The organism is Nitrosospira lacus (assembly GCF_000355765.4).
GTDB classification, from domain to species: domain Bacteria; phylum Pseudomonadota; class Gammaproteobacteria; order Burkholderiales; family Nitrosomonadaceae; genus Nitrosospira; species Nitrosospira lacus.
The window spans coordinates 1,758,516-1,778,576 of sequence record NZ_CP021106.3 but is presented as its reverse complement, the minus strand read 5'-3'; the positions used below and the strand labels follow the sequence as shown (position 1 = coordinate 1,778,576).

Sequence of the window (20,061 nt, the reverse complement as noted above, 5' to 3'; positions counted from 1 at the left end):
TTCTCCGCTTCCACGGTTTCCACCCATAGCAAAGGGCCGCTTGGCAACAACATGCTGAGCGCTGTCGAGTCCATTCTCGACCCTGCGGCATTGATACTTTCACTCTGGCTGGTGAGTGCCGGCATCGAAGGGGAATTACGGCCTCCCTACCTGATTCTCGCGTTGATCGTGTTTTCGATCACCTTCCCCGGCACTTCGCGCCTGCAATTTTCAATTAAAAGATTGGTCTTCGACGTTCTGTACAGCTGGTTCTGGGTGGTTTTGCTGTTGCTTCTTCTGGGCGTTGCCACCGGCTATATGAACGAATTCTCCAGCGAGGCGCTGATCACATGGCTCTGGGTGGCGCCGCTGAGCCAGATCGGCGCTCATCTGGCGCTGCGCGCCACCGCCCCTTACCTGCTGATGCTGCAAGGGCCGCCGCAGCGCGCCATCATCGTCGGCATGAATGATCAAGGCGCCGCGCTGGCCGGCCGCATTCACGAGACGCGCTACTCAAAAATCGAGCTGTCCGGTTTCTTCGATGACCGCAGCCCGAACCGGCTCAACCAGGCCGCAAACAGCCAGTTGCTCGGCAGGCTGCGCGAGCTTCCCGGCTTCGTCAAGGAAAACCGCATCCAGTACATCTACCTGTCGCTGCCGATGGCCTCGCAGCCGCGCATCCTCCATGTGCTCGACGAACTGAAAGACACCACGGCCTCCATCTACTTCGTGCCCGACATGTTCATCACCGATCTTATCCAGGGCCGCAGCGGCACCGTTTGCGGCACCCCGGTCATCTCCGTGTGCGAATCGCCTTTCACCGGTTCCAACGGAATCATCAAGCGCGCCAGCGATATCGTTCTCTCCCTGCTCATCCTGGCGCTGATCTCGCCGCTTCTGCTGATCATCGCCCTGGCCATCAAGCTGGATTCCCCCGGCCCCGTCATTTTCAAGCAGCGCCGCTACGGCCTCGATGGAGAGGAAATCCTGGTCTACAAATTCCGCTCGATGCGGGTGTGCGAAGATGGCGAATCGATCCGCCAGGCGCAAAAGGGAGATAGCCGCATCACGCGCATCGGCGCTTTTCTGCGCAAGAGCTCCCTGGACGAATTGCCGCAGTTCGTCAACGTCCTGCAGGGGCGCATGAGCATCGTCGGGCCCCGCCCGCACGCCGTGGCGCACAATGAGATCTACCGCAACCTGATCAAGGGCTACATGATCCGCCACAAGGTCAAGCCCGGAATCACCGGCTGGGCCCAGGTCAACGGTTACCGCGGCGAAACACGGACGCTCGACAAGATGCAGGCGCGCATCGACCACGATCTCGACTACCTGCGCAACTGGTCGCTGCGGCTCGACCTGCATATCATCCTCAAAACCATCATGGTGGTCTTCAGAGATCGCGCCGCGTACTAGGGCCTGTTAACAGGCCCTAGCCACCCATACCTCGCCGGGCCCCGCTTCCCCCGCTACTCCATCACGCTTCGCCGCATGGCAGCCCGGAATTCCGGTAATTCCCGGCGGCCCACTCCTGCTCCTTGCTTTTTCACGACACTTATCTATAGTAAATAACATGTGCCGGTTCCGATTATCCGGGGCGCAGCAGGGCATTCCAAAGAAAGGTGCGACCCCGGAGAAGCGGGATGCGGCGACGGCAACAAGCCGGGGAATGAGCGGTCAGCCTGTCGGATTCAGGTTGAATGGTTAAATTTCATAAGGAGGTGATCCATGGCAGGCAAGAATTCCATCACGCGGCCGACTGTAAAGTCGATAGGTTCATATGTAAAGAAACATGCCGCCCAGGTAGAGGGAACACAAGGACATCACCATGCAACGTCCGAAACCATCCGCGAGGCGGACTACGAAGGTCACCATATCATTATCCGCACGACCTATCAGATAGAAGTCGATGGTACCCCGGTCACCGGGCATATGGGGGTCACCAATGATGGAAACGTTCATTATCACCCGATACCGAATATGAGCTTTGCTTCCGCAATCGACATGGTCAAGCAATTGATCGATGTCTTTCCTGACGACTTCCCTGCTGCCGGGGCCAAGCCCTCAGCGCATGGCGCTCATGCAACCAAAACCAGGTCTCGCTCCAAGCCGGCACCGGCAACACCGGCGGCCCCAGCGGCTCCGGCCGGAAAAACCGGCAAGAAACCCCACGCTGACCACAAGTAGATACAGGAGAATGCCATGGCGATACGAGAAAATATCCTGACCAGCGCGACCGCGCGTGACAAGTATATCCAGGGGGTAAAATTATTGAAGAATGAATTCCCCGGACCCACGACTTCAGACCTGGGCATCAGCGGCACCTCCCAGCCAGTCAGCACCTATGACCTCTTCGTGGTTTGGCATCACGTTGCGATGACAACATTTACTCCGTCCACCCAGAGTGACCGGAATGCCGCCCATCGGGGTCCCGTGTTTCTTCCGTGGCACCGGTTCATGCTGCTGCAACTGGAAATGAATCTCCAGCGCGTGCTTGGCAATGACCTGACCTTTGGCTTGCCGTACTGGGATTGGGCACAAGACGGTCAATTATCATCCGCTCGTCAGCGGAGAGCGCCGATCTGGGCCGTCAACTGCATGGGGGGCACGGGGATACCGGTGACCACCGGTCCATTCGCGTTCGATCCCGCCAATCCAGGCTCCTGGCGCGTTCGCATTACCGCAAGCGGCGCAACCGGGCAGTTGGTACAGGTGAACCGCGGTCTGCGCCGGCAACTGGGTGTTCAGACGACCCGCTTGCCGAGGAAAGCCCACACGGCCGCCGCAGTCGGTCAATCTGTTTATGATGCCGCTCCCTGGAATACCGCTTCCCCCGGCTTCCGCAACCTCGTCGAAGGCTGGCAAAACCAGCCGCAGATTCCGCCTCCGAGCCTGCATAACCGGGTCCATGTGTTCATAGGGGGAGACATGTCGCCTTCCACCTCACCCAATGATCCTGTGTTTTATCTTAATCATTGCAATGTGGATCGCATCTGGGAGCGCTGGATGCAGCCACCGCCCGAGGGTCATGGCCGCATCTACGTGCCGGCGCAATCCGAACCTGCCAGCCTGCGGGGCCACCGCCTCAATGACACCTTGAATTCCCTGCTGTCGGGCACGACCACTCCGGCGGAAATGCTGGATATCAGTAAATTCTATACCTACGACGCATTGAGCGTATGAAACTGAATACAAAGAGAGGTAAGTGCAGGGATTTTTAACATATTCTCACAACCGGCCTTTCGGTGAATTTATAAATCGAATTGTTACAGCGGCTTATCAGAAATGCACAGAATATGCTTGTGATGGATTATAGAACTTCATTTATCCATCCTGAGGATATCCCATGAAAAACCTGGGTACAGCCCTGTCCACCTTCTCCGCCGTGGTGCTGCTGACAAGCCCGTTGGTGGCAAATGGGGCAACGATCGGACCCACGCCGTATTTTTCCTTTGCGGATAGTCCATTCGCGACTACTCCATTCGACTATTTTCATCTTGAAAACTTCGAGGATGGCTCGCTTATGCGGCGCCGTACATAAACAACCCCGAAATACGCGAATCCCGGAGTTAACCCGTTCCCCCCGTACGCGTATGCGTGACAACTGGCTTGGGTTTGGGACGCCAGAAATGGATCACACCGCCGGTGAGTCCCGCAAGGCCTACTACCAGTACCAGGAAACCCCAGCCCGTGCCTCCATTTCCCGTATGAACAAAATCCCCCGTTTTTCGTACATCCAGAGGAATGCTAACCAGGCTGTTGACGTTTCCCGAGGCATCATTGCCAATCAGCAGGACATTATATTTACCGAGTGGCTCTAGATTAACTGCGAGGGGAATGTTTCCGGATGTGTATTCTTTTGCGGGTACCGACAATACCTCACGCTCTTCCCCGCCTTCTATTTTCATCAGCCTCACAGCGAGCGGCGCTTCACGCATGTCTGGTGCCAGTATATCTATAACCAGATTGAGGGGACCTGCCGGCACTGGAGAGCAAAACGGAGGATAGGAAGGATGATCGCCGTCCGGGACCACATATGCATTGAAGCCAACCGGGAAAGCTCCCGTCTGGACGATACATGCACCGCCGGAGATGGCCTCCTTTTGTTTCGGCTGATTGTCAGGGCGATGGGGTTGCCACGCATCACCGGAGATGTTGCCGGTTTGCTGGGCATGGGCGGCTGGCAAAAATACCAAGGCCATTAGTACCACGCATCCCGGGTAGAACACATTGGGGAAAAATCTTGGAATCATATTGATTCTCCTGTCTTCCAGCTGCGGAGACCATCAGCAGGCCATTACCAAATGGAAATGATCCTGGTTCATTCTTCTGGAATCGCAAGTATTTGATAAATAACCAACTCCACCCTAATGAGAGGGGTATTGCTCATAGAGTTTGGTCAATTTTTGACGCCGCAAGCGGCGGGGAATACGACCCAAAAGAGATTGAGCTGAGTCGGTGTGCACGCCGCTTCTTTGAATTCTTACTGTTACGGCCATAAATTCAGGTGTTTTTAAATAAAAACGCGGAAGCGTGCCGGCGAAATTCCTCAAGTCGCTTTACGAAAGGTCAGATTGATGCGATAACCGCCCATCAAAGGATGATTTCCTTCCTTGAGCGCCAGAACCCCATGATAACACAGCCTTGACGGTCCGCCCCATACCATGACATCGCCATGCATCAGCGGTATGCGTACAGGCCTGTCCTCCCGCCGCAAACCACCCCACAGAAAAATGGCTGGAAGCCCCAGTGAAACGGAAACAATGGGTGCGCCAAAATCGCGCTCGTTCTTATCCTGATGCAACGACAGCCGCGCCCCCGGCTCGTAGCGATTGACGAGGCACGCATCAGGCTCGAAATCCTCGAAACCGGCGCTTGCCGCCGCTTTTTGCGCCAGTTTCAGGAATACGCCCGGCATGCGCGGCCAGGGTTTGCCGCTTTCCGGGTCTGTCGCATCATAGCGATAGCCGGTGCGATCCGACACCCAGCCATAGGCGCCACAGTTGGTCAGCGCCACCGACATGCGGAAACCACCCGGTGTGATCATATGGCGAAACGCCGCCTCGCCGGTGACACCATGCAGCGCCGCGAAGATGGCCGTATCATCCTGCGCCGCGAAGCCGTGCAACACCACTGCGCCAGGGCATAGTTCCTCACGCCACTTCCGGCATCGCTGCCTTTCCTCGAATTCGAACAGATCCGGCGTCATGCTGTTCGTCCCTCCAGGTTGCATCGCGGAAAATGATGCCGCACTGTGAGGATGACCCGAAGAATGCAGAATTCACCCATGAAATCCTGGCTCGGCTTGGACAGCAGTATGGTGATCGAATCGGAAAGACATGCTCGCTCTACAAGCCCCGATGCAGGCCGCCAATCAGGTTGGCGTGAGGAAAGCTGTCTTCCAGGACGCGCGCCAGTTTGCCGGGATCATCGCCCCGAAGAATTGCGCAGATATCCTGGTCGCTTTTTGCCACGAGTAGCGCTCCGAGCGAGCACTCGCCCATGGCAAAATGGATTTCCGCATGGGCACCGCCAGCAGGGTAGCAGGTTGGCGTCATGCCCAGGACTTAGCTCGACTTCTCATAGAAACGGCTGCTGGTGCCACCCTGGCCGAATTCATTGCGTACCTTGTTCTCGCGCCGCGCCGCCGCACATTGCCTTGGCGTCAATCCGGTGCCTTGTCTGAACAAGCAATGGAAATGAAAGCGGCTCACTCCTACGCATTTTGCCAGGTCCTCCCGGCTCGGCGCAGCCTCCCTCATGCAACGTCCAGAACAACGCGATATCGTGCCTTGCCCGCCGCAAGATGCTCGATTGCCTCATTCACCCTGCTCAGCGGAAAATGTTCCACCTGCGGCGCGATACCATGACGCGCGGCAAAATCCAGCATGGCCGAAATTGCGGAAGGATCCCCCGTTGGCGATCCTGAAATACTTTTCTGGCTCATGATCAGGTCGAAGGCGGAAATGGGCATCGGCTCCAGGACCGCGCCTACCACATGCATGCGGCCATTCGGTTTCAGCGTCTTGAGCAGCGCAGTCCAGTCCAGGGGCGTATTCACGGTGATAAGCAGAAAATCGAGCGAGTTGGCCGCCGCGAGAATTTCCGTGCTGTTACGGCTTGACACAACCCGATGCGCTCCTAATGCCCGTAACTCCTCGATCTTCGATACGTTGGACGTGAAGGCCGTCACCTCGCAACCCCAGGCATTGGCAAATTTAAGGGCAAGGTGACCCAGACCTCCGATACCCACAACCCCCACCCGGTCCGTCGGCTTCACTCCATGCCTAAGCAATGGGGCAAACACCGTGATCCCGCCACAAAGCAGCGGGCCCGCGGAGGAAATATCGAGCGCGTCAGGCAGTGGAATCGTCCATGCCCAATGAGCCCTCAGTCTGTCCGCGAAGCCGCCGTGATGTCCGATGATGGTCGCCGCCACTTCCGGGCAAAGATTGTGATTGCCGGTCATGCACTCATGGCAGTGCATGCAGCTACCCGCGCTCCACCCGATGCCGACGCGCTGCCCGATGTGCAATCCCTTGACATAATCGCCTGTCGCGACGATCCGCCCCACCGCCTCATGTCCCAGTATGACAGGGTATCGGGATAAGCCCCAGTCGTTGTTGAGAATCGAAAGATCGGAATGGCAGAGACCGCAATACTCAACGGCCATCTCCACCTCCTCCGGTGCCAGCGGACCGGCATCGAAGGTGAAAGGCTCCAGCTTCTGTTTAGCGCCGTGCGCGGCCCATCCGTGAATCTCGCTCATCATGATCCTCCATTCGTTAAAGGTAATTCCCATCAACGTTCAACATGTGCGCCATCAGATCCGGCATCCGGTGCATCGTGTGAAGCTATTGATATTCCAGCCAGATCATTACGTATCTTACTCCTGCCGATTCAGGGCAAGTTGAAATAATCCCGGCTCCGGCAGTTGTAACGAACTCACCGCAAGATGAAAATCCGGCGATAAAAAAAGCCTTTGTAAATCATCATACTGAAATGAAACATGAGTGGTCAATTTCCGGATCAGGATAATCGATGACCGGAAGCCATCAGACTATCCATCATAAACCGCCCGCATTATCGCCCGTCTGAATGATTCGCCGCCCCGCACCTCGCAACGTCCGGCTCGAGTGCGTGCGTAGTTCGTTACCCGGCTCTTGCGGCGTTCTTTCGGCAAGAGTGCACGTACATTTTCAGGTTCATGTTGCTATCCGCATATTTGCATACAGGCCAAAGGCGGCAACAGCAACATCAGCCACGCGAAACGACTTTAACCCCTATCCTGTTTTCCTGCCGGAACCATGGAAACCCGACCGCTTCCACAGGATTATCGGGCAGGCAAGTGATATCATTCACTGGCTGCTTGCTCCGGCCTTGCCGGTCATGCGAGCTCTCCTGCCGTACCATATGCCAATTGGGCCGCGCGCAAAGGACCGGTACGCACGGCAGCCTGATTGAAAATAAAAAATAAATATGCCTCTATACGGTTTTTTGCAGATGGGTGGAGCAAGACGCAACCCGTCACCGGGTTATTTCCGCAACTCACCGAAAAAAAGGTGCACCGGTCCGGTCATGGTTCAACGGGTCGTTTTGGTGCGAGGCTCCGATGGATACGCCCCACTTTTCCATCCCGCACAACCCCTCGTATTGAAAGAACGCCATTTTATGACAGATACGAAAGCGCAAGCTGAAAGCCATCAATTTGCCATTGACCATCTCTCGCTGATCGATGAAGATTGGGCGCGGCTGATAGAGCTTGCCGGGCCATGCACGCATCGATCGCAACCGGCGCGCGAGCCTTACGAGGCCTTGATCAGGGCTGTTGCCTACCAGCAGCTCCACGCACGCGCAGCCGATGCGATCATTGCAAGATTCCTGGGCATGTATTCGCCATGCCGGTTTCCACATCCGGATCAGATATTGACCACCGAATTCGATGATCTTCGCGCCTGCGGTTTTTCCGCGCGCAAGATCGACACCATCTGCGGCATTGCGAAAGGCGCATTGAGCGGCCTGGTACCGGCGCGGGATATCGCGAATGGGATGTCCGACGATGAACTGATTGCCCGGCTCACCGAACTGCCGGGCATCGGCCGCTGGACGGTGGAAATGCTGCTCATCTATACGCTCGGGCGGCTGGATGTCATGCCCGCTGACGATTTTGGCATACGCGAGGGATACCGGTTCCTGAAATCCCTCGATACCCTGCCCAGTCGCCGGGAAATGGAAAATGCCGGTCTGCCTTGCCGACCTTACCGGACAATAGCGGCCTGGTATCTGTGGCAGGTTTCCGCGTTGCCTGGCTACAAGAAAAGAAAATAACAGACTTTATTGTCATGATTTTTAAAATGGAAGAGCAAGATGCTGTTTGATCGCGTCAAATCCCTGGACCATATACTGGAGTCAGCCAAAACGAGGGGGCTCAAACGCCAACTGGGAGCATTTGATCTCACCATGCTGGGTATCGGGGCCATCATCGGCACGGGCATTTTTGTATTGACCTCGGTCGCGGCCGAGAAAGCGGGTCCCGGCATGATGTATTCTTTCGTCATAGCCGGATTCATTTGCGCGCTGGCGGCCCTGGTATATTCCGAAATTGCCGCCATAGTGCCGGTGGCGGGATCGGCCTATACCTACTCTTACGCGGTATTTGGCGAATTGATCGCCTGGATGGTGGGCTGGGCGCTTATTCTGGAGTATGCGGTCGCGGCGGCCGCCGTGGCTGTCGGATGGTCCGGCTACATTAACGGCTTTCTGCACGAGATCGGCTATGGCCTGCCCTTGGCCTTGACCGCTGGGCCGCGCGACACCATTGTCCTGGCGGATGGCACAACCTCCGCCGGCGGCTTCAATCTGCTGGCATTTCTGGTTTCGCTTTTCGTCACTTTTCTCCTGATCATCGGCACCGCAAAGAGCGCCAGGTTCACCGCCGTTCTGGTGGTCGTTAAAATTATCGCCCTCACGGCATTTATTGTTCTGGCCCTGCCGGCTGTCAACGCAATCCACTTCGAGCCCATGCTGCCCAACGGCTGGGGTACCCCGGCTTCCGGAATCGGAGTGCTGGGCGCGGCCGCCTCCATCTTTTTTGCCTACATCGGCTTCGATGCAGTCTCCACCGCGGCCGAAGAAACCCGCAATCCTAACCGTAATGTGCCGATTGGGCTGATAGGATCATTGGGTATCTGCACGATTTTTTATCTGATCGTCGCCTATGCGGCAGTCGGCGCTGTCGGCGCCCAGCCCGGTGGGGAGCTATCGCAATCCAAGGAGCCTTTGGCGTTTGTACTGCGCGCGGTGGGTTACCCCGTTATTGGCAACTGGGTGGCCTCCGCCGCCATTATCGCCCTCCCCTCGGTCGTTTTAATGATGATTTACGGGCAAACCCGTGTCTTGTTCACCATGTCGCGTGATGGCCTCATGCCCCAGTCTTTCTCGCATATACACGTGCGCTTTCACACGCCGTATGTCGTTACCCTGATCACGGGGACGGCCGTGGCCTTGTTCGCGGCAATGTTCCCTGTCGCGATGCTTGCCGATGTATCGAACTCCGGCACTCTGTTCGCATTCTTCATGGTCGCCCTGAGTGTGATGGTGCTGCGCCGACGCGAACCCGATCGCCATCGCCCTTTCAGGACGCCCGCGCTTTGGGCCGTGGGTCCGTTGGCCGTGGGCGGATGCCTCCTGCTGTTCATCAGCCTCGGCTGGGAGACTATACGATTGTTCCTCTACTGGGCCGCGACTGGCCTGATCATCTATTTCGGCTACGCCCGCAAGCGCAGCATCATAGGAAGAGAACAGGCGGATGACCGATTACTTTAAGTCCGGCAGATGACCGGCGGGATGCAGTCATTTTTTCGCACGCCCATCACACCCCTTGCAAGCTGATCCGATCAAATGAAATCAGCCCTGCAAATACCGCCGCGTGAATCCATTCCCCGCACGGCCGACCACAAGCACGGCAAGCGTGTTGGCAGGGTCCGGGTCGGCGGAAAACGGCGTAAGCTTCGCTAAATCATATTGCAGCTTGTCCAGCCCCTGCTCGGTACTATGCAGCAGGCTTATGCGCACGGACCCGATCCCGCTCGCGCTGCTGACGCCAAAAAAACGGTCCTCCGCCGTTTGTCCGGCAAACAGTCCATCTCCCAATGCAGATGGACCAATTATTCCAAGCAGGTTATGAGCCGTATCGAAGGCTTCAAAGAGTATGCTATCGAAACCTTTCCGGACGTTGGCAAGGCCCAGGTCAGTCCAGACCAGGCCCGCATGGGTGGGCAATGCACCGAGCAATGCCGCGCTGAAAGTAAATGTTATGCTGGAAACGCCATTGAAATACCATGTATGGCCCGATGTTCCGGAACCATTTGGCGGACTCCCGCCTGCATCGATCCAATCACTCCGGCTGGCAGGCCGTGACGCCGCCCCATGCGACGCGAAACCTTCCGACACATCGGGCAGGCAATCCTCCGGGTGTTCAAGTTCAAAATAATCAAATAAAGTGCGCGCCCACGGGCTGCCCGCGAACAAGCTATAAGGAACAGGATCAATCAGCGTGGCATTGGCCGCCAGCGGTTCCGGCAATAGCGCCACCACTGACAACGCCGCACTCAAACTCTTCATAGGGTTTAGTTCTTGTAAATTTAGTACTGCGGCAAGAAAAGCAATTGCTCGATGAATCTAATAACGCCAGATCCTATGTTACCCGGTGGATTTTTTTTGACCATCGGACTTAAGTACAGCGTTTTACCGGAATTGGCATCTGCCGGATCTGGATAATGAGAAGTCCGGCAGGATGCTCTGCCGCCAAGGAAGGATCAGCGGTGTGCATGCGTCTCGGCGTCAACCGTTACCCGTCAGGGAAACCGCCACCGGATAATGAGCCCCGCGTATCCGCGGATATCACCTCGGATACTGCAGAGCCCATTATAACCCTATTAAAAGAAAGGATTTTCTCCTCGAAAATATCACGTCAGCATTGAACTCCTGCACAGGATCAGGAGTCGTATGAAACTTGAGACTGGAAAGACTCAGGTGGGTCGGCCTCAAGAGAGAGTAATTTTTGTCCATTCGACTAACTTTATGGAGGATTCATGAAAAATAGCACGCTCATGCTCGCGGTTGCCCTGGTTGCTCCCATGTTTGTATCCCTGGCCCAGGCAGCCGCTCCCAACGATGCGGAAATTGCCGCCATTGTCGTGGCCGCCAATCAGGTCGATATCGATGCCGGCAAATTGGCCGAGTCCAAGGCATCCAATGCGGACGTAAAGGCATTTGCTCATCGCATGATCACAGACCACGCCGATGTGAATAAACAGGCGGTGGAACTTGTGACCAAGCTGAAAGTAACGCCAAAGGATAATCCAACCAGCGAAAGTCTGAAAACAGGCGGCGTGAAAAACATCGCGCATCTCAAGAAACTGAGCGGTGCCGAATTCGATAAGGCCTACATCGCCCATGAGGTCACCTATCATGAGCAGGTACTCGACGCGGTCGACAAGACGTTAATCCCCAATGCCAAGAATGAAGAATTGAAAGCGCTGCTGGTCAAGGTACGGCCGGCATTTGTCGCCCATACCGAGCACGCTAAGCAGGTAAAAACTTCACTGGGCAAGTAGAAGCCAGCCAAAGCTGCGCTTGGTTAACTCCCCCGAGCCTGGGTAGGCTGGGGGAGTAACATGAACCTTCACCAGATTCGGGCTGTCTATAAGACCCAGCGGAAAGAAAATAGCTTCCATAATATTCAGGGCAATAATTACATTTCAACTACACTTTCACCAAGAACCTGTTCCCGGAATATGGTTATGCCAGCGGATTTCCCGGAATTCATCTCCTCCGGTACTCCGGACATGGAATGGTGGAAGAAAACCACGGTTTATCAAATCTATCCGCGCTCGTTCTGTGACACCAACGGCGACGGCATTGGAGATATTCAAGGGATTATCGAGAAACTCGATTACCTTGAAGATCTCGGTTACGAAACGATCTGGATCTCCCCTTTTACGCAAAGCCCGCAAAGGGATTTTGGGTACGATATCAGCGACTATCACTCCATCTCTCCTCAGTACGGAGATATGCCACTTTTTGAAAAACTGGTGCAAGAGCTCCATCGCAGGAATATGAAGCTCATATTCGACCTGGTGTTGAATCATACTTCCAACGAGCACGCCTGGTTCAAGGAATCGGCAAGTTCGCGCGACAACCCGAAAGCCGACTGGTATATCTGGAAAGACGGGAAGGGAAAAAATGGCACGAAACCCCCGAATAACTGGCGTGCCATGGCAGGCAACAGAGCCTGGACCTATTACCCCGCACGGAAGCAGTTCAACTACACCGCCTTCCTGCCGTTCCAGCCCGACTTGAACTACCATAATCCGGAAGTCAAACAGGCCATGTTCGATGTGGCCAGATTCTGGCTCAACAAAGGAGTGGATGGTTTCCGGCTGGACATCATCAGTGCCATCTATGAAGATCCGGATCTGCGAAGAAACCCTCTCAGTTTGCGCTTGGCGCCATCGGACAAATCGCTGACTATTTTTTTCCAGAATCTGAAAAATAACTTCCTTCAGGAAAAGAGCTTCGAATTTGCCACCGAGCTGAGAAGCGTAGTGGACGAGTTTGATAATCCAAGGAGAATCCTGATCGGCGAATCGCATGGCGAGGAAGAGCTGATCAAGCAATTCTGCTATAACAATGGCAGGAACGGCCTCAATGCCATCTTTCTTTTCAAGGCCATTTCAACACCGTTTAAAGCGGAGAGCTACCGTGAGATGCTGATGACGTTCGAGAAGCATTTTCCCGAGCCCCTGGTACCCACTCTTGTTTTCGCCAATCATGACCGCACCCGTGTCATTACCCGTTTGGGAGGAAGCATTGAAAAAGCAAAACTGCTGGCGCTGTTTCAGTTTACATGCAGGGGCATCCCGTTCACCTATTTTGGGGATGAGATCGGAATACCCAGGGTAAGGATTCCGCTGAAACAGGGAAAAGACGCGATAGCCATTCAACATAAATGGCTTCCACAATTCCTGGTTGACAGGAGTGTCGAAATTCTTAATCGCGACGAATGCCGGACGCCCATGTTATGGAACGAAAACCCGAACGCGGGCTTCTGTGCTGTTTTGGCGAGTCCCTGGCTGCCGATAGCCGGGAACTTCAAGGAGATAAACGTAGAAAAGCAGTTGGCGGAGCCCCATTCACTTCTCAATTTTTACAAAAAAGTGATTCACCTTCGAAAGGAAACGCCTGCGTTACATAATGGAAGTCTTGAGATCGCCCACGACTTATGCAATAAAAAAATATTGGCATACTATCGGATATCAAACGGCGAAAAATACATGATACTGCTCAACATGTCCCCGTCACGAGTCAGGAATCCGGTGAATAATGCCAATATACTGCTATCGACACACCATCAAAGTGAAGAATCTCAATTACAGCCATTTGAAGGAAGAGTGATGATATCAGGCCGGTAGCTTCTTTGAGTCGCATCCTGTCAAGGAACAATCTTCGTCATATTTCAACAGCCACTCGATAGCGGTATGGTTTCTTCATGGACTCTCCATGGTGGCGGCCCATGACCGCCTCAGCCCTTCGGACTCAAAATATTTTTCATGCCGGATGAGTTCGATGTCCATACTCCCCGGTACAATCCGGTACAATTATCCTGCCCCCGGCCGAATCTTTTCTCCCAACAAGCATCCACCCGGCACAATGAGCCAATGGATTTTTATCCATTTGCTGTGAGCAGATTCCACGCACAACCTGGAAACCCTCCAACCGGAACCGTTCAATCATCCCCGATTATGAAACGAGATTAGCTGCCGTTACTGATAGGACAAGAACGCGGCCATCATCGGTGCGGAACTCAAGACATTTGTTTTCCCGAATCATGAAAAGGACTCCATGAAGATAAGTTTCTTTATAAAATTCTTTACCACGATCCTGATGCTGCTTTTCCTTGCGATCGGAACAATGGTTTATCAGGCGTTTGGCATTCAGAATGATATTGTCCTCAGCGAAAATCATCGCCACCATTCTCTGCTGCTCGCCGGCCAGTTATTCCAAAGCTCCGAAGACCTCACCCGCATGGCGCGCACCTATGTGACCACGGGTAATCCGGCCTATAAGCAGTATTTTTTCGAGATACTTGATATCCGCGAAGGCGTCAAGCCGCGTCCCCAAAACTATTCAGCCACTTACTGGCACCTCAGGGCGGCGGGAAAGAATTCCATTAGCGGGCACGGCAAAGCCGTTCCTTTGCTGGAAATGATGGATAGCGAAGGCTTTAGCGAAGAGGAAATTGCCCTGATGCAGGAAGCCAAAGCGAACTCCGATGAATTAACCAAACTGGAAAAACAGGCGATTGCGGCTTTAAGCGGACTCTACGATGACGGTCGTGGCAATCTTACCGTCCACGGCGCACCTGATCGGGAATTCGCCATCGGGCTGTTGTTCGGAGAACGGTATATCGCCGGGAAAGCCGCCATCATGGCGCCAATCCAGCAATTTACGGAGTTGCTTGACATGCGAACGCGGGCGCGAATCAATGACGAGCTCACCCGCCTGCATCGCCAGATCCTGTTGGTGATGGTATTTATCATTATCGCCCTGCTTGCACTGGTGGTGACCATTTTCTATATGCGCCGCACCATCTTACGGCCGCTTGTTCAACTTCGTGGGCAGGCAATCCAGCTCACACAGGGCGACTATGCCGCGCGCTGCGATATCGACACAGAAAATGAACTGGCGGAGCTCGGTAACACATTCAACTCAATGGCTTCAGCCATTGAGCGGGATGTCACCGCGCGGAAACTGGGCGAAGAGTCCATGCGCCAGGCCACCATGGTGTTCGAGAACAGTAGTGAGGCGATGATGGTGGCCAGCGCAGACAATATCATTATCAGCATTAATCCGGCCTTTACCCGCGTGACCGGCTATACCCCCGATGAAGTGGTGGGAAAGGATCCCGGCATTCTCGATAGCGGCCTTCACGATGAATTCTTTTTCCAGGCGATGCGAACTTCACTTGAGGCCACTGGCCATTGGGAGGGAGAAATAACCGGGCGCCGCAAAAACGCGGAAATCTATTTCGAGTGGCGCAAGGTGAACGCGATTTATGATGAGGAGGGTTCGGTACATAGATGGATCACCCTGTTCTCGGACATCACCCTGAAGAAGAAATCCGATGAATTGATCTGGGAACAGGCCAACTTTGATCCTCTGACCAGTCTGCCCAACCGTTATATGTTCCACAACCGTCTGGAGCAGGAAATCAAGAAAGCCAACCGTGCCGGATCATCGATTGCGCTGATTCTTCTTGACCTGGACCATTTCAAGGAAGTCAACGACACGTATGGACATAACATTGGCGACCTTCTGCTCAAGGAAGCCGCCTGGCGCCTGAGCAGTTGCGTACGCGGAATCGACACGGTGGCACGCCTGGGCGGTGATGAATTCACCGTGATTCTGGGCGGGCTGAATAATACCATCAGCATCAACCGTGTTGTCCGGGATATCCTGCATGAGATGGCCGAGCCGTTCCGGCTGGGAAATGAAGTGGCCTATGTATCAGCCAGTATAGGCGTCACGTTTTACCCACAGGATGCCAACGACATAGAAGCGCTGGTGAGAAACGGCGATCAGGCGATGTATGCCGCCAAGAACCAGGGCCGGAACTGTGCCAGTTATTTCACCCGTACCCTGCATGAGGCCGCCCAGACCCGCATGCGGCTGGCCAGCGATTTACGTGGCGCCCTTGCCGGCGGTCAGTTTCAGCTGCATTACCAGCCCATCCTGGAACTTGCGACCGGCACTGTTCATAAGGCGGAAGCGTTGCTGCGCTGGCACCATCCGAAGCTTGGTCTGGTAAATCCCGCTGATTTCATTTCCATCGCCGAGGAAACCCGGATGATCGTCGATATCGGTGATTGGGTCTTTCGGACGGCGGTACAGCAGGCAAAGGATTGGCGTATGTCGCACTGCGCTGAATTTCAGATCAGCATCAACACTTCTCCCGTGCAGTATCGTAAGGATGTTGATCTCCATGAAACATGGCTTGAATATTTACAGGAATTGGAATTACCGGGGCAAAGTGTCGTCATCGAGATCACCGAAGGCCTGTTGATGGACGCCAGTCCCGCCGTTACATCCAAATTTCTTGCCTTCAGAAATGCGGGCCTTCAGATTTCCATGGACGATTTCGGTACCGGTTATTCTTCGCTGGGCTATCTCAAGAGATTTGATATTGACTACCTCAAGATAGATCAGTCCTTCGTGCAGAGTCTGGCTCCTGAATCCAACGATTTGGCGTTATGCGAGGCCATCATTGTGATGGCGCACAAACTCGGTATAAAGGTGATCGCCGAAGGGATTGAGACGGAAGCACAGCGTGACCTGCTTGCCCTTTCCGGATGTGATTACGGGCAAGGCAACTTGTTCTCCAAACCAGTACCAGCGGATGAATTCGAGAACCTGATAAAAAGATGATCCGAAAGCTATATGCAACGACTATTACTTATACTCCCGAACTACTGTAGCGCGGGCGGGAAGTAATCCTCATGCATTATTCAGGTCTCTTTTCGAGTATCCGGTCATTGCCTTGTCCGGTTTTGCATAATAGGCTTCACTCCACTTGCGTTTGTCGTAGGTCGAGCCTAACCCTTCAGTCTCGCTCGAAACGTGACGTTGGCGAATCCCATTGCGCCATTCCCGCAACCCTTGAGCAATGAGAGATAACTTGCGACACCATGAACGGAACCAGGTCCGCCCAATCAGGCTGATAATCTCGTGGAAAAACTTATCCAGCGATACCTTTCCGATGATTCTGTGCATGATTTTCCTGTGATCGGAGCTACAACCGGTAGCCCGACGGTAATCACAATCTTACGCATTTTGATAATTTTGGCTATTGGACTCAGGTACAACTCAGGCACCCGGCGGAAGACGCCAAACTTTGAAGGACGAGATAAAATCACGCGGAAAAGATTCAGATTAATACCCGGTCGAGGTCGCCCCGGTTTTTTACGCCGATTCACCTTTATCCATTTTTTCGCTTGCGCGCTCAGGATCCCGCACACCATGTCCTTGGCCATGCGGATGGGCATGCATCAGGTCACCATGACGATGAAGGTTGACGCGCAACATGAATTTTTCACGAATGAACTTGATCAGCACCGACAGGCAAAACAACAGTGCGCCAAACAGCACGATGGTGGCTCCCGAGGCCGCGTTAAGGATATAACTCAGGTACATCCCCGCCACGCCGGTTATCGCACCTATGATAGTCGAATAAATCAGCATGCGGCTGAAACTATCCGTCATCATGCGCGCCGTCACCGCGGGCGCGATGAGCGTGGCGGCGATCATGGTGACGCCGACGACATTCATCGAAGCAATAATGGACAGCGTCAGGAGCAGAGAAAAAATCAACTGCACGATCCCCGTTCTGATGCCGAACACCCGCGCCGCCTCATTATCGAAAGTGGAGAAGAGCAGGGGTCTGTACATGAAAAATATCGCGGTCATGGTGGAAGCGGTGACCAGTCCTATAACCAGGAGGTCCTCGCCGGTAATACCCAGAATATTGCCGAATAGCGCCGCCTCGAAGCTTTGAGTAAAATTCCGTACCCGGCTGATAATGACCACGCCCAGGGCGAACATGGCCGTGGTGACAATACCGATGGCGGCATCCGACTTGATTTTCCCGTCCCTGGTGATCCGGTTAATCAATAGTGCGGCAAGCAGTCCCATTGCACCCGCGCCGGCGTAGAAATTGAAATTGAGTGTAAAGCCCACGACCGCGCCGCCAAATGCCGCATGCGACAATCCGTGACCCACATAGCTCATGCCGCGCAGTATCACGTAAACGCCTATTACGCCGCATAACGACCCCACCATGAGTGCGGCCAGCAGGCCGTGCCGGAAAAACTCATACTCCAGCGGCTCGAGCAGAAATTCCATTTATGAGCAGCCGCTCGTAAGGTGCAAAGGCGTGTTGTTGGCAATCAGATAGTGGCCTTCATGCCGCACTATGACCAGGTCGCCGCCGTAGGTCCTGGTCAGTATTTCGTTGGTAAAGATGTCTCCCGGCTTCCCCTGCGCCACGATGCCGTTATTGAAGCAAATCACCCAGGGGAGATGTGAAGCGACGGCGTTAAGATCATGCGTCGTGAGCAAAATGGTAATGCCGTCGTTGTTGATATCGCCCAGCAAATGCAACACCTCATGCTGGGTTTTGATATCAACGCCGGAGGTCGGCTCATCCAGCACCAGCAGTTTTGGATTATTTATCAACGCGCGCGCAAGGAACGCGCGCTGGCGCTGACCGCCGGAGGTATGCACGATATGGTGCTGCAGGCAGTCATAAATACCGAGTCGGTGAGCGAGATCATGAATACGTTCGCGTTCCTCCTTGCCGGGCCAGGGCCAGATTCGCCGATTGGTGTAGAGACCCATCATGATCACTTCTTCCACCGTAACCGGAAAACTCCAGTCCACGCTTCCCAACTGCGGGACATAGCCGATAGCACCCGGCGGCACGCGGTCCACGGGCAGCCCGTTCAAAAGGACGCTGCCCGAAAAAACAGAATGCGTGCCCAATATGGTTTTAAGCAGGGTGGTCTTGCCGCACCCCGTGGGACCGACGATGCCCGCGAAGCGGCCAGCGGCAATTTCTAGTGACAGGCGCGCAAACACTACATTATGCGCATAGCCGGCGGTGACATTGCTTAAATAAACAGCAGAATTCATGGGATCAGGGTGTGATTACGGGTGTCGACATTCGCCACGCAATCAGGGTTGCCGCCCAGTGCTTCCGTCATGACCGCCATGTTATTGACCATCATGCCGATAAAGGAGTCATGAGGCGGGGCGGGCAGTTCGTCATCCGAAAGCTGATCGATAAACCTCGCCCCGGTTTCGCGGGCAATCTGTTCCGCCGCCTTGCTCGGGAAAACCTCGGAACCAAAAATGGCCGGCACCTTTTCCTTATGGACCTGTTTGATGACGCGAATCATCTCTTGCGGACGGGGCTCGGAAAAGCTCGATGGTTGAATGGCCGCAACGACCTTCATACCATAACGTGGGGCAAAATAGGCAAAGGAATCGTGATAGGTGACCAGCTTGCGATTCTTTTCGGGGATGCTCTTCACGCAATCAAAGATGGCATCGTCCAGCTTCTGTAGCCGGGCCAGATAAGCCGCCGTATTGGCAATATAGCCCTCCTTGTTCCGTGGATCGAGCGTGGCCAGGCTATCCCGCGTGATCTCGGCATAGCGCATCGCCAGCGCGATGTTGGGCCACAGGTGTGGATTGGGATGGCCATGCTCACGAGGAAAACTGAAGTCATAGCGCCAATCCTCGTTCCGCAATGTGCGATCACCCAGCCGCACAATCGGGGTTTTCGCCCTTTTTACCTTTTCCGCCAGTTTCACCGTGGGCAGTTCAAGGTCGAGCCCATTTACGATAATGATATCCGCCGCCTCCAGTATTCTCGCGTCCGACGGAACCGGTTCGAAGGTATGGGAATCGGTTCCATCGGGAACAATCCCCGTTACATCTATATATCCCGCGCCGATATTCCGGACAATGTTGGTGATGGGAGCGACCGTGGTAACGACATTGAGTCTTTTATCCATGTCCGCGGAATGCGTCACGTGGGAGAAGAAAAAGATGATCGAAAACGATAAAAGCTTGATGGTAAACCGGATTGATTTCATTCCTGTACCTGATATCGGCATAAGTTCCCGCTCCGACCCAATAAACCCGCATCAATGCGCCGTTTGACATGAGCGCGGCCGGCATGCGTATAATGTATGAAGTTTTCTATTTTCTTCTTACTGTCTTGTGAAAAAATCCCCGTTGCGTCATAGCGGGATGTTTTCCATGGTTGGTATGAACAATTACAAATATCTCATACTATACAGAAATAGAAAATGTGCTTTGGGCTCTTTTGAATAAATTTTCTATCATCCGCTTGCAGTACGGCATTGAAACGAATGCGCGCAGCCTGGACCATGCACAATCCGTTCCGTCACTTTGGTTCTCGCCGGATTAAATTCTGTTGGCCTGTATGTCTGGAAC

The 20,061-nt window shown here is 54.3% G+C and carries 18 protein-coding genes; 9 read left to right on the top strand and 9 right to left on the bottom strand.

The window, feature by feature from the left end:
• Nucleotides 1-51: 51 nt before the first annotated feature.
• The 4 genes from EBAPG3_RS07930 (at nucleotide 52) to EBAPG3_RS07915 (ending at nucleotide 3,520) form a co-directional block, all read left to right on the top strand.
• Nucleotides 52-1,395: an undecaprenyl-phosphate glucose phosphotransferase gene (locus EBAPG3_RS07930; RefSeq protein ID WP_418304119.1), complete on the top strand. Its 1,344-nt coding sequence runs from the start codon at nucleotides 52-54 to the stop codon at nucleotides 1,393-1,395.
• A gap of 312 nt (nucleotides 1,396-1,707) precedes the next feature.
• On the top strand, nucleotides 1,708-2,166 hold the full coding sequence (locus tag EBAPG3_RS07925; RefSeq protein WP_085921991.1) for a hypothetical protein: 459 nt from the start codon (nucleotides 1,708-1,710) through the stop codon (nucleotides 2,164-2,166).
• Nucleotides 2,167-2,181: 15 nt separating this feature from the next.
• Nucleotides 2,182-3,162, top strand: a complete 981-nt coding sequence (locus EBAPG3_RS07920; RefSeq protein ID WP_085921990.1) for a tyrosinase family protein — start codon at nucleotides 2,182-2,184, stop codon at nucleotides 3,160-3,162.
• A 163-nt stretch (nucleotides 3,163-3,325) separates the two neighbouring features.
• Nucleotides 3,326-3,520, top strand: coding sequence for a hypothetical protein (locus tag EBAPG3_RS07915; RefSeq protein WP_085921989.1), 195 nt, complete (start codon nucleotides 3,326-3,328; stop codon nucleotides 3,518-3,520).
• A 28-nt stretch (nucleotides 3,521-3,548) separates the two neighbouring features.
• On the opposite strand, the gene EBAPG3_RS07910 is transcribed toward EBAPG3_RS07915, so the two are convergent.
• The 4 genes from EBAPG3_RS07910 to ahr all read right to left on the bottom strand — a co-directional run bounded on the left by EBAPG3_RS07910 (nucleotide 3,549) and on the right by ahr (nucleotide 6,751).
• Nucleotides 3,549-4,232, bottom strand: a complete 684-nt coding sequence (locus EBAPG3_RS07910) for a hypothetical protein (protein WP_085921988.1) — start codon at nucleotides 4,230-4,232, stop codon at nucleotides 3,549-3,551.
• A gap of 296 nt (nucleotides 4,233-4,528) precedes the next feature.
• Nucleotides 4,529-5,188 carry a DNA oxidative demethylase AlkB gene (gene alkB, locus EBAPG3_RS07905; protein WP_085921987.1) on the bottom strand — a complete coding sequence of 220 codons (660 nt, stop codon included), beginning with the start codon at nucleotides 5,186-5,188 and terminating at the stop codon, nucleotides 4,529-4,531.
• A 139-nt stretch (nucleotides 5,189-5,327) separates the two neighbouring features.
• Nucleotides 5,328-5,537 (bottom strand): hypothetical protein, encoded by a 210-nt coding sequence (locus tag EBAPG3_RS07900; RefSeq protein WP_085921986.1) that lies wholly within the window; start codon nucleotides 5,535-5,537, stop codon nucleotides 5,328-5,330.
• A gap of 200 nt (nucleotides 5,538-5,737) precedes the next feature.
• Nucleotides 5,738-6,751, bottom strand: a complete 1,014-nt coding sequence (gene ahr / locus EBAPG3_RS07890; RefSeq protein WP_227869177.1) for an NADPH-dependent aldehyde reductase Ahr — start codon at nucleotides 6,749-6,751, stop codon at nucleotides 5,738-5,740.
• Nucleotides 6,752-7,650: 899 nt separating this feature from the next.
• On the opposite strand from ahr, the gene EBAPG3_RS07885 reads away from it, so the two are divergent.
• A complete protein-coding gene (locus EBAPG3_RS07885) occupies nucleotides 7,651-8,307 on the top strand; it encodes a DNA-3-methyladenine glycosylase family protein (RefSeq protein WP_085922085.1) in 657 nt (218 codons plus the stop codon).
• Nucleotides 8,308-8,346: 39 nt separating this feature from the next.
• Complete coding sequence (locus tag EBAPG3_RS07880) at nucleotides 8,347-9,804, top strand: amino acid permease (RefSeq protein WP_085921983.1); 1,458 nt, start codon at nucleotides 8,347-8,349, stop codon at nucleotides 9,802-9,804.
• A gap of 81 nt (nucleotides 9,805-9,885) precedes the next feature.
• On the opposite strand, the gene EBAPG3_RS07875 is transcribed toward EBAPG3_RS07880, so the two are convergent.
• Nucleotides 9,886-10,602, bottom strand: coding sequence for a hypothetical protein (locus EBAPG3_RS07875; protein WP_085921982.1), 717 nt, complete (start codon nucleotides 10,600-10,602; stop codon nucleotides 9,886-9,888).
• Between the two features lie 470 nt (nucleotides 10,603-11,072).
• Here EBAPG3_RS07875 and EBAPG3_RS07870 point away from each other — a divergent pair, with 470 nt between their 5' ends.
• The 3 genes from EBAPG3_RS07870 to EBAPG3_RS07860 all read left to right on the top strand — a co-directional run bounded on the left by EBAPG3_RS07870 (nucleotide 11,073) and on the right by EBAPG3_RS07860 (nucleotide 16,467).
• Entirely contained in the window at nucleotides 11,073-11,597 is a 525-nt protein-coding gene (locus EBAPG3_RS07870) for a DUF4142 domain-containing protein (RefSeq protein ID WP_085921981.1), read from the top strand.
• A 186-nt stretch (nucleotides 11,598-11,783) separates the two neighbouring features.
• A complete protein-coding gene (locus tag EBAPG3_RS07865) occupies nucleotides 11,784-13,454 on the top strand; it encodes an alpha-glucosidase (protein ID WP_161493779.1) in 1,671 nt (556 codons plus the stop codon).
• A gap of 430 nt (nucleotides 13,455-13,884) precedes the next feature.
• A complete protein-coding gene (locus EBAPG3_RS07860) occupies nucleotides 13,885-16,467 on the top strand; it encodes a putative bifunctional diguanylate cyclase/phosphodiesterase (protein WP_085921979.1) in 2,583 nt (860 codons plus the stop codon).
• 69 nt (nucleotides 16,468-16,536) lie between these two features.
• On the opposite strand, the gene EBAPG3_RS07855 is transcribed toward EBAPG3_RS07860, so the two are convergent.
• The 4 genes from EBAPG3_RS07855 to EBAPG3_RS07840 all read right to left on the bottom strand — a co-directional run bounded on the left by EBAPG3_RS07855 (nucleotide 16,537) and on the right by EBAPG3_RS07840 (nucleotide 19,697).
• Nucleotides 16,537-16,812, bottom strand: coding sequence for a hypothetical protein (locus EBAPG3_RS07855; protein ID WP_085921978.1), 276 nt, complete (start codon nucleotides 16,810-16,812; stop codon nucleotides 16,537-16,539).
• Between the two features lie 189 nt (nucleotides 16,813-17,001).
• Entirely contained in the window at nucleotides 17,002-17,940 is a 939-nt protein-coding gene (locus tag EBAPG3_RS07850) for a metal ABC transporter permease (protein WP_085921977.1), read from the bottom strand.
• Nucleotides 17,941-18,729, bottom strand: a complete 789-nt coding sequence (locus EBAPG3_RS07845) for a metal ABC transporter ATP-binding protein (RefSeq protein WP_085921976.1) — start codon at nucleotides 18,727-18,729, stop codon at nucleotides 17,941-17,943. It abuts the gene before it with no gap.
• The gene (locus EBAPG3_RS07840) at nucleotides 18,726-19,697 is read right to left on the bottom strand and encodes a metal ABC transporter substrate-binding protein (protein WP_085921975.1); all 972 of its coding nucleotides are present in this window, start codon (nucleotides 19,695-19,697) and stop codon (nucleotides 18,726-18,728) included. The genes EBAPG3_RS07845 and EBAPG3_RS07840 overlap by 4 nt, the downstream gene beginning before the upstream one ends.
• Between the last annotated feature and the right edge of the window lie 364 nt (nucleotides 19,698-20,061).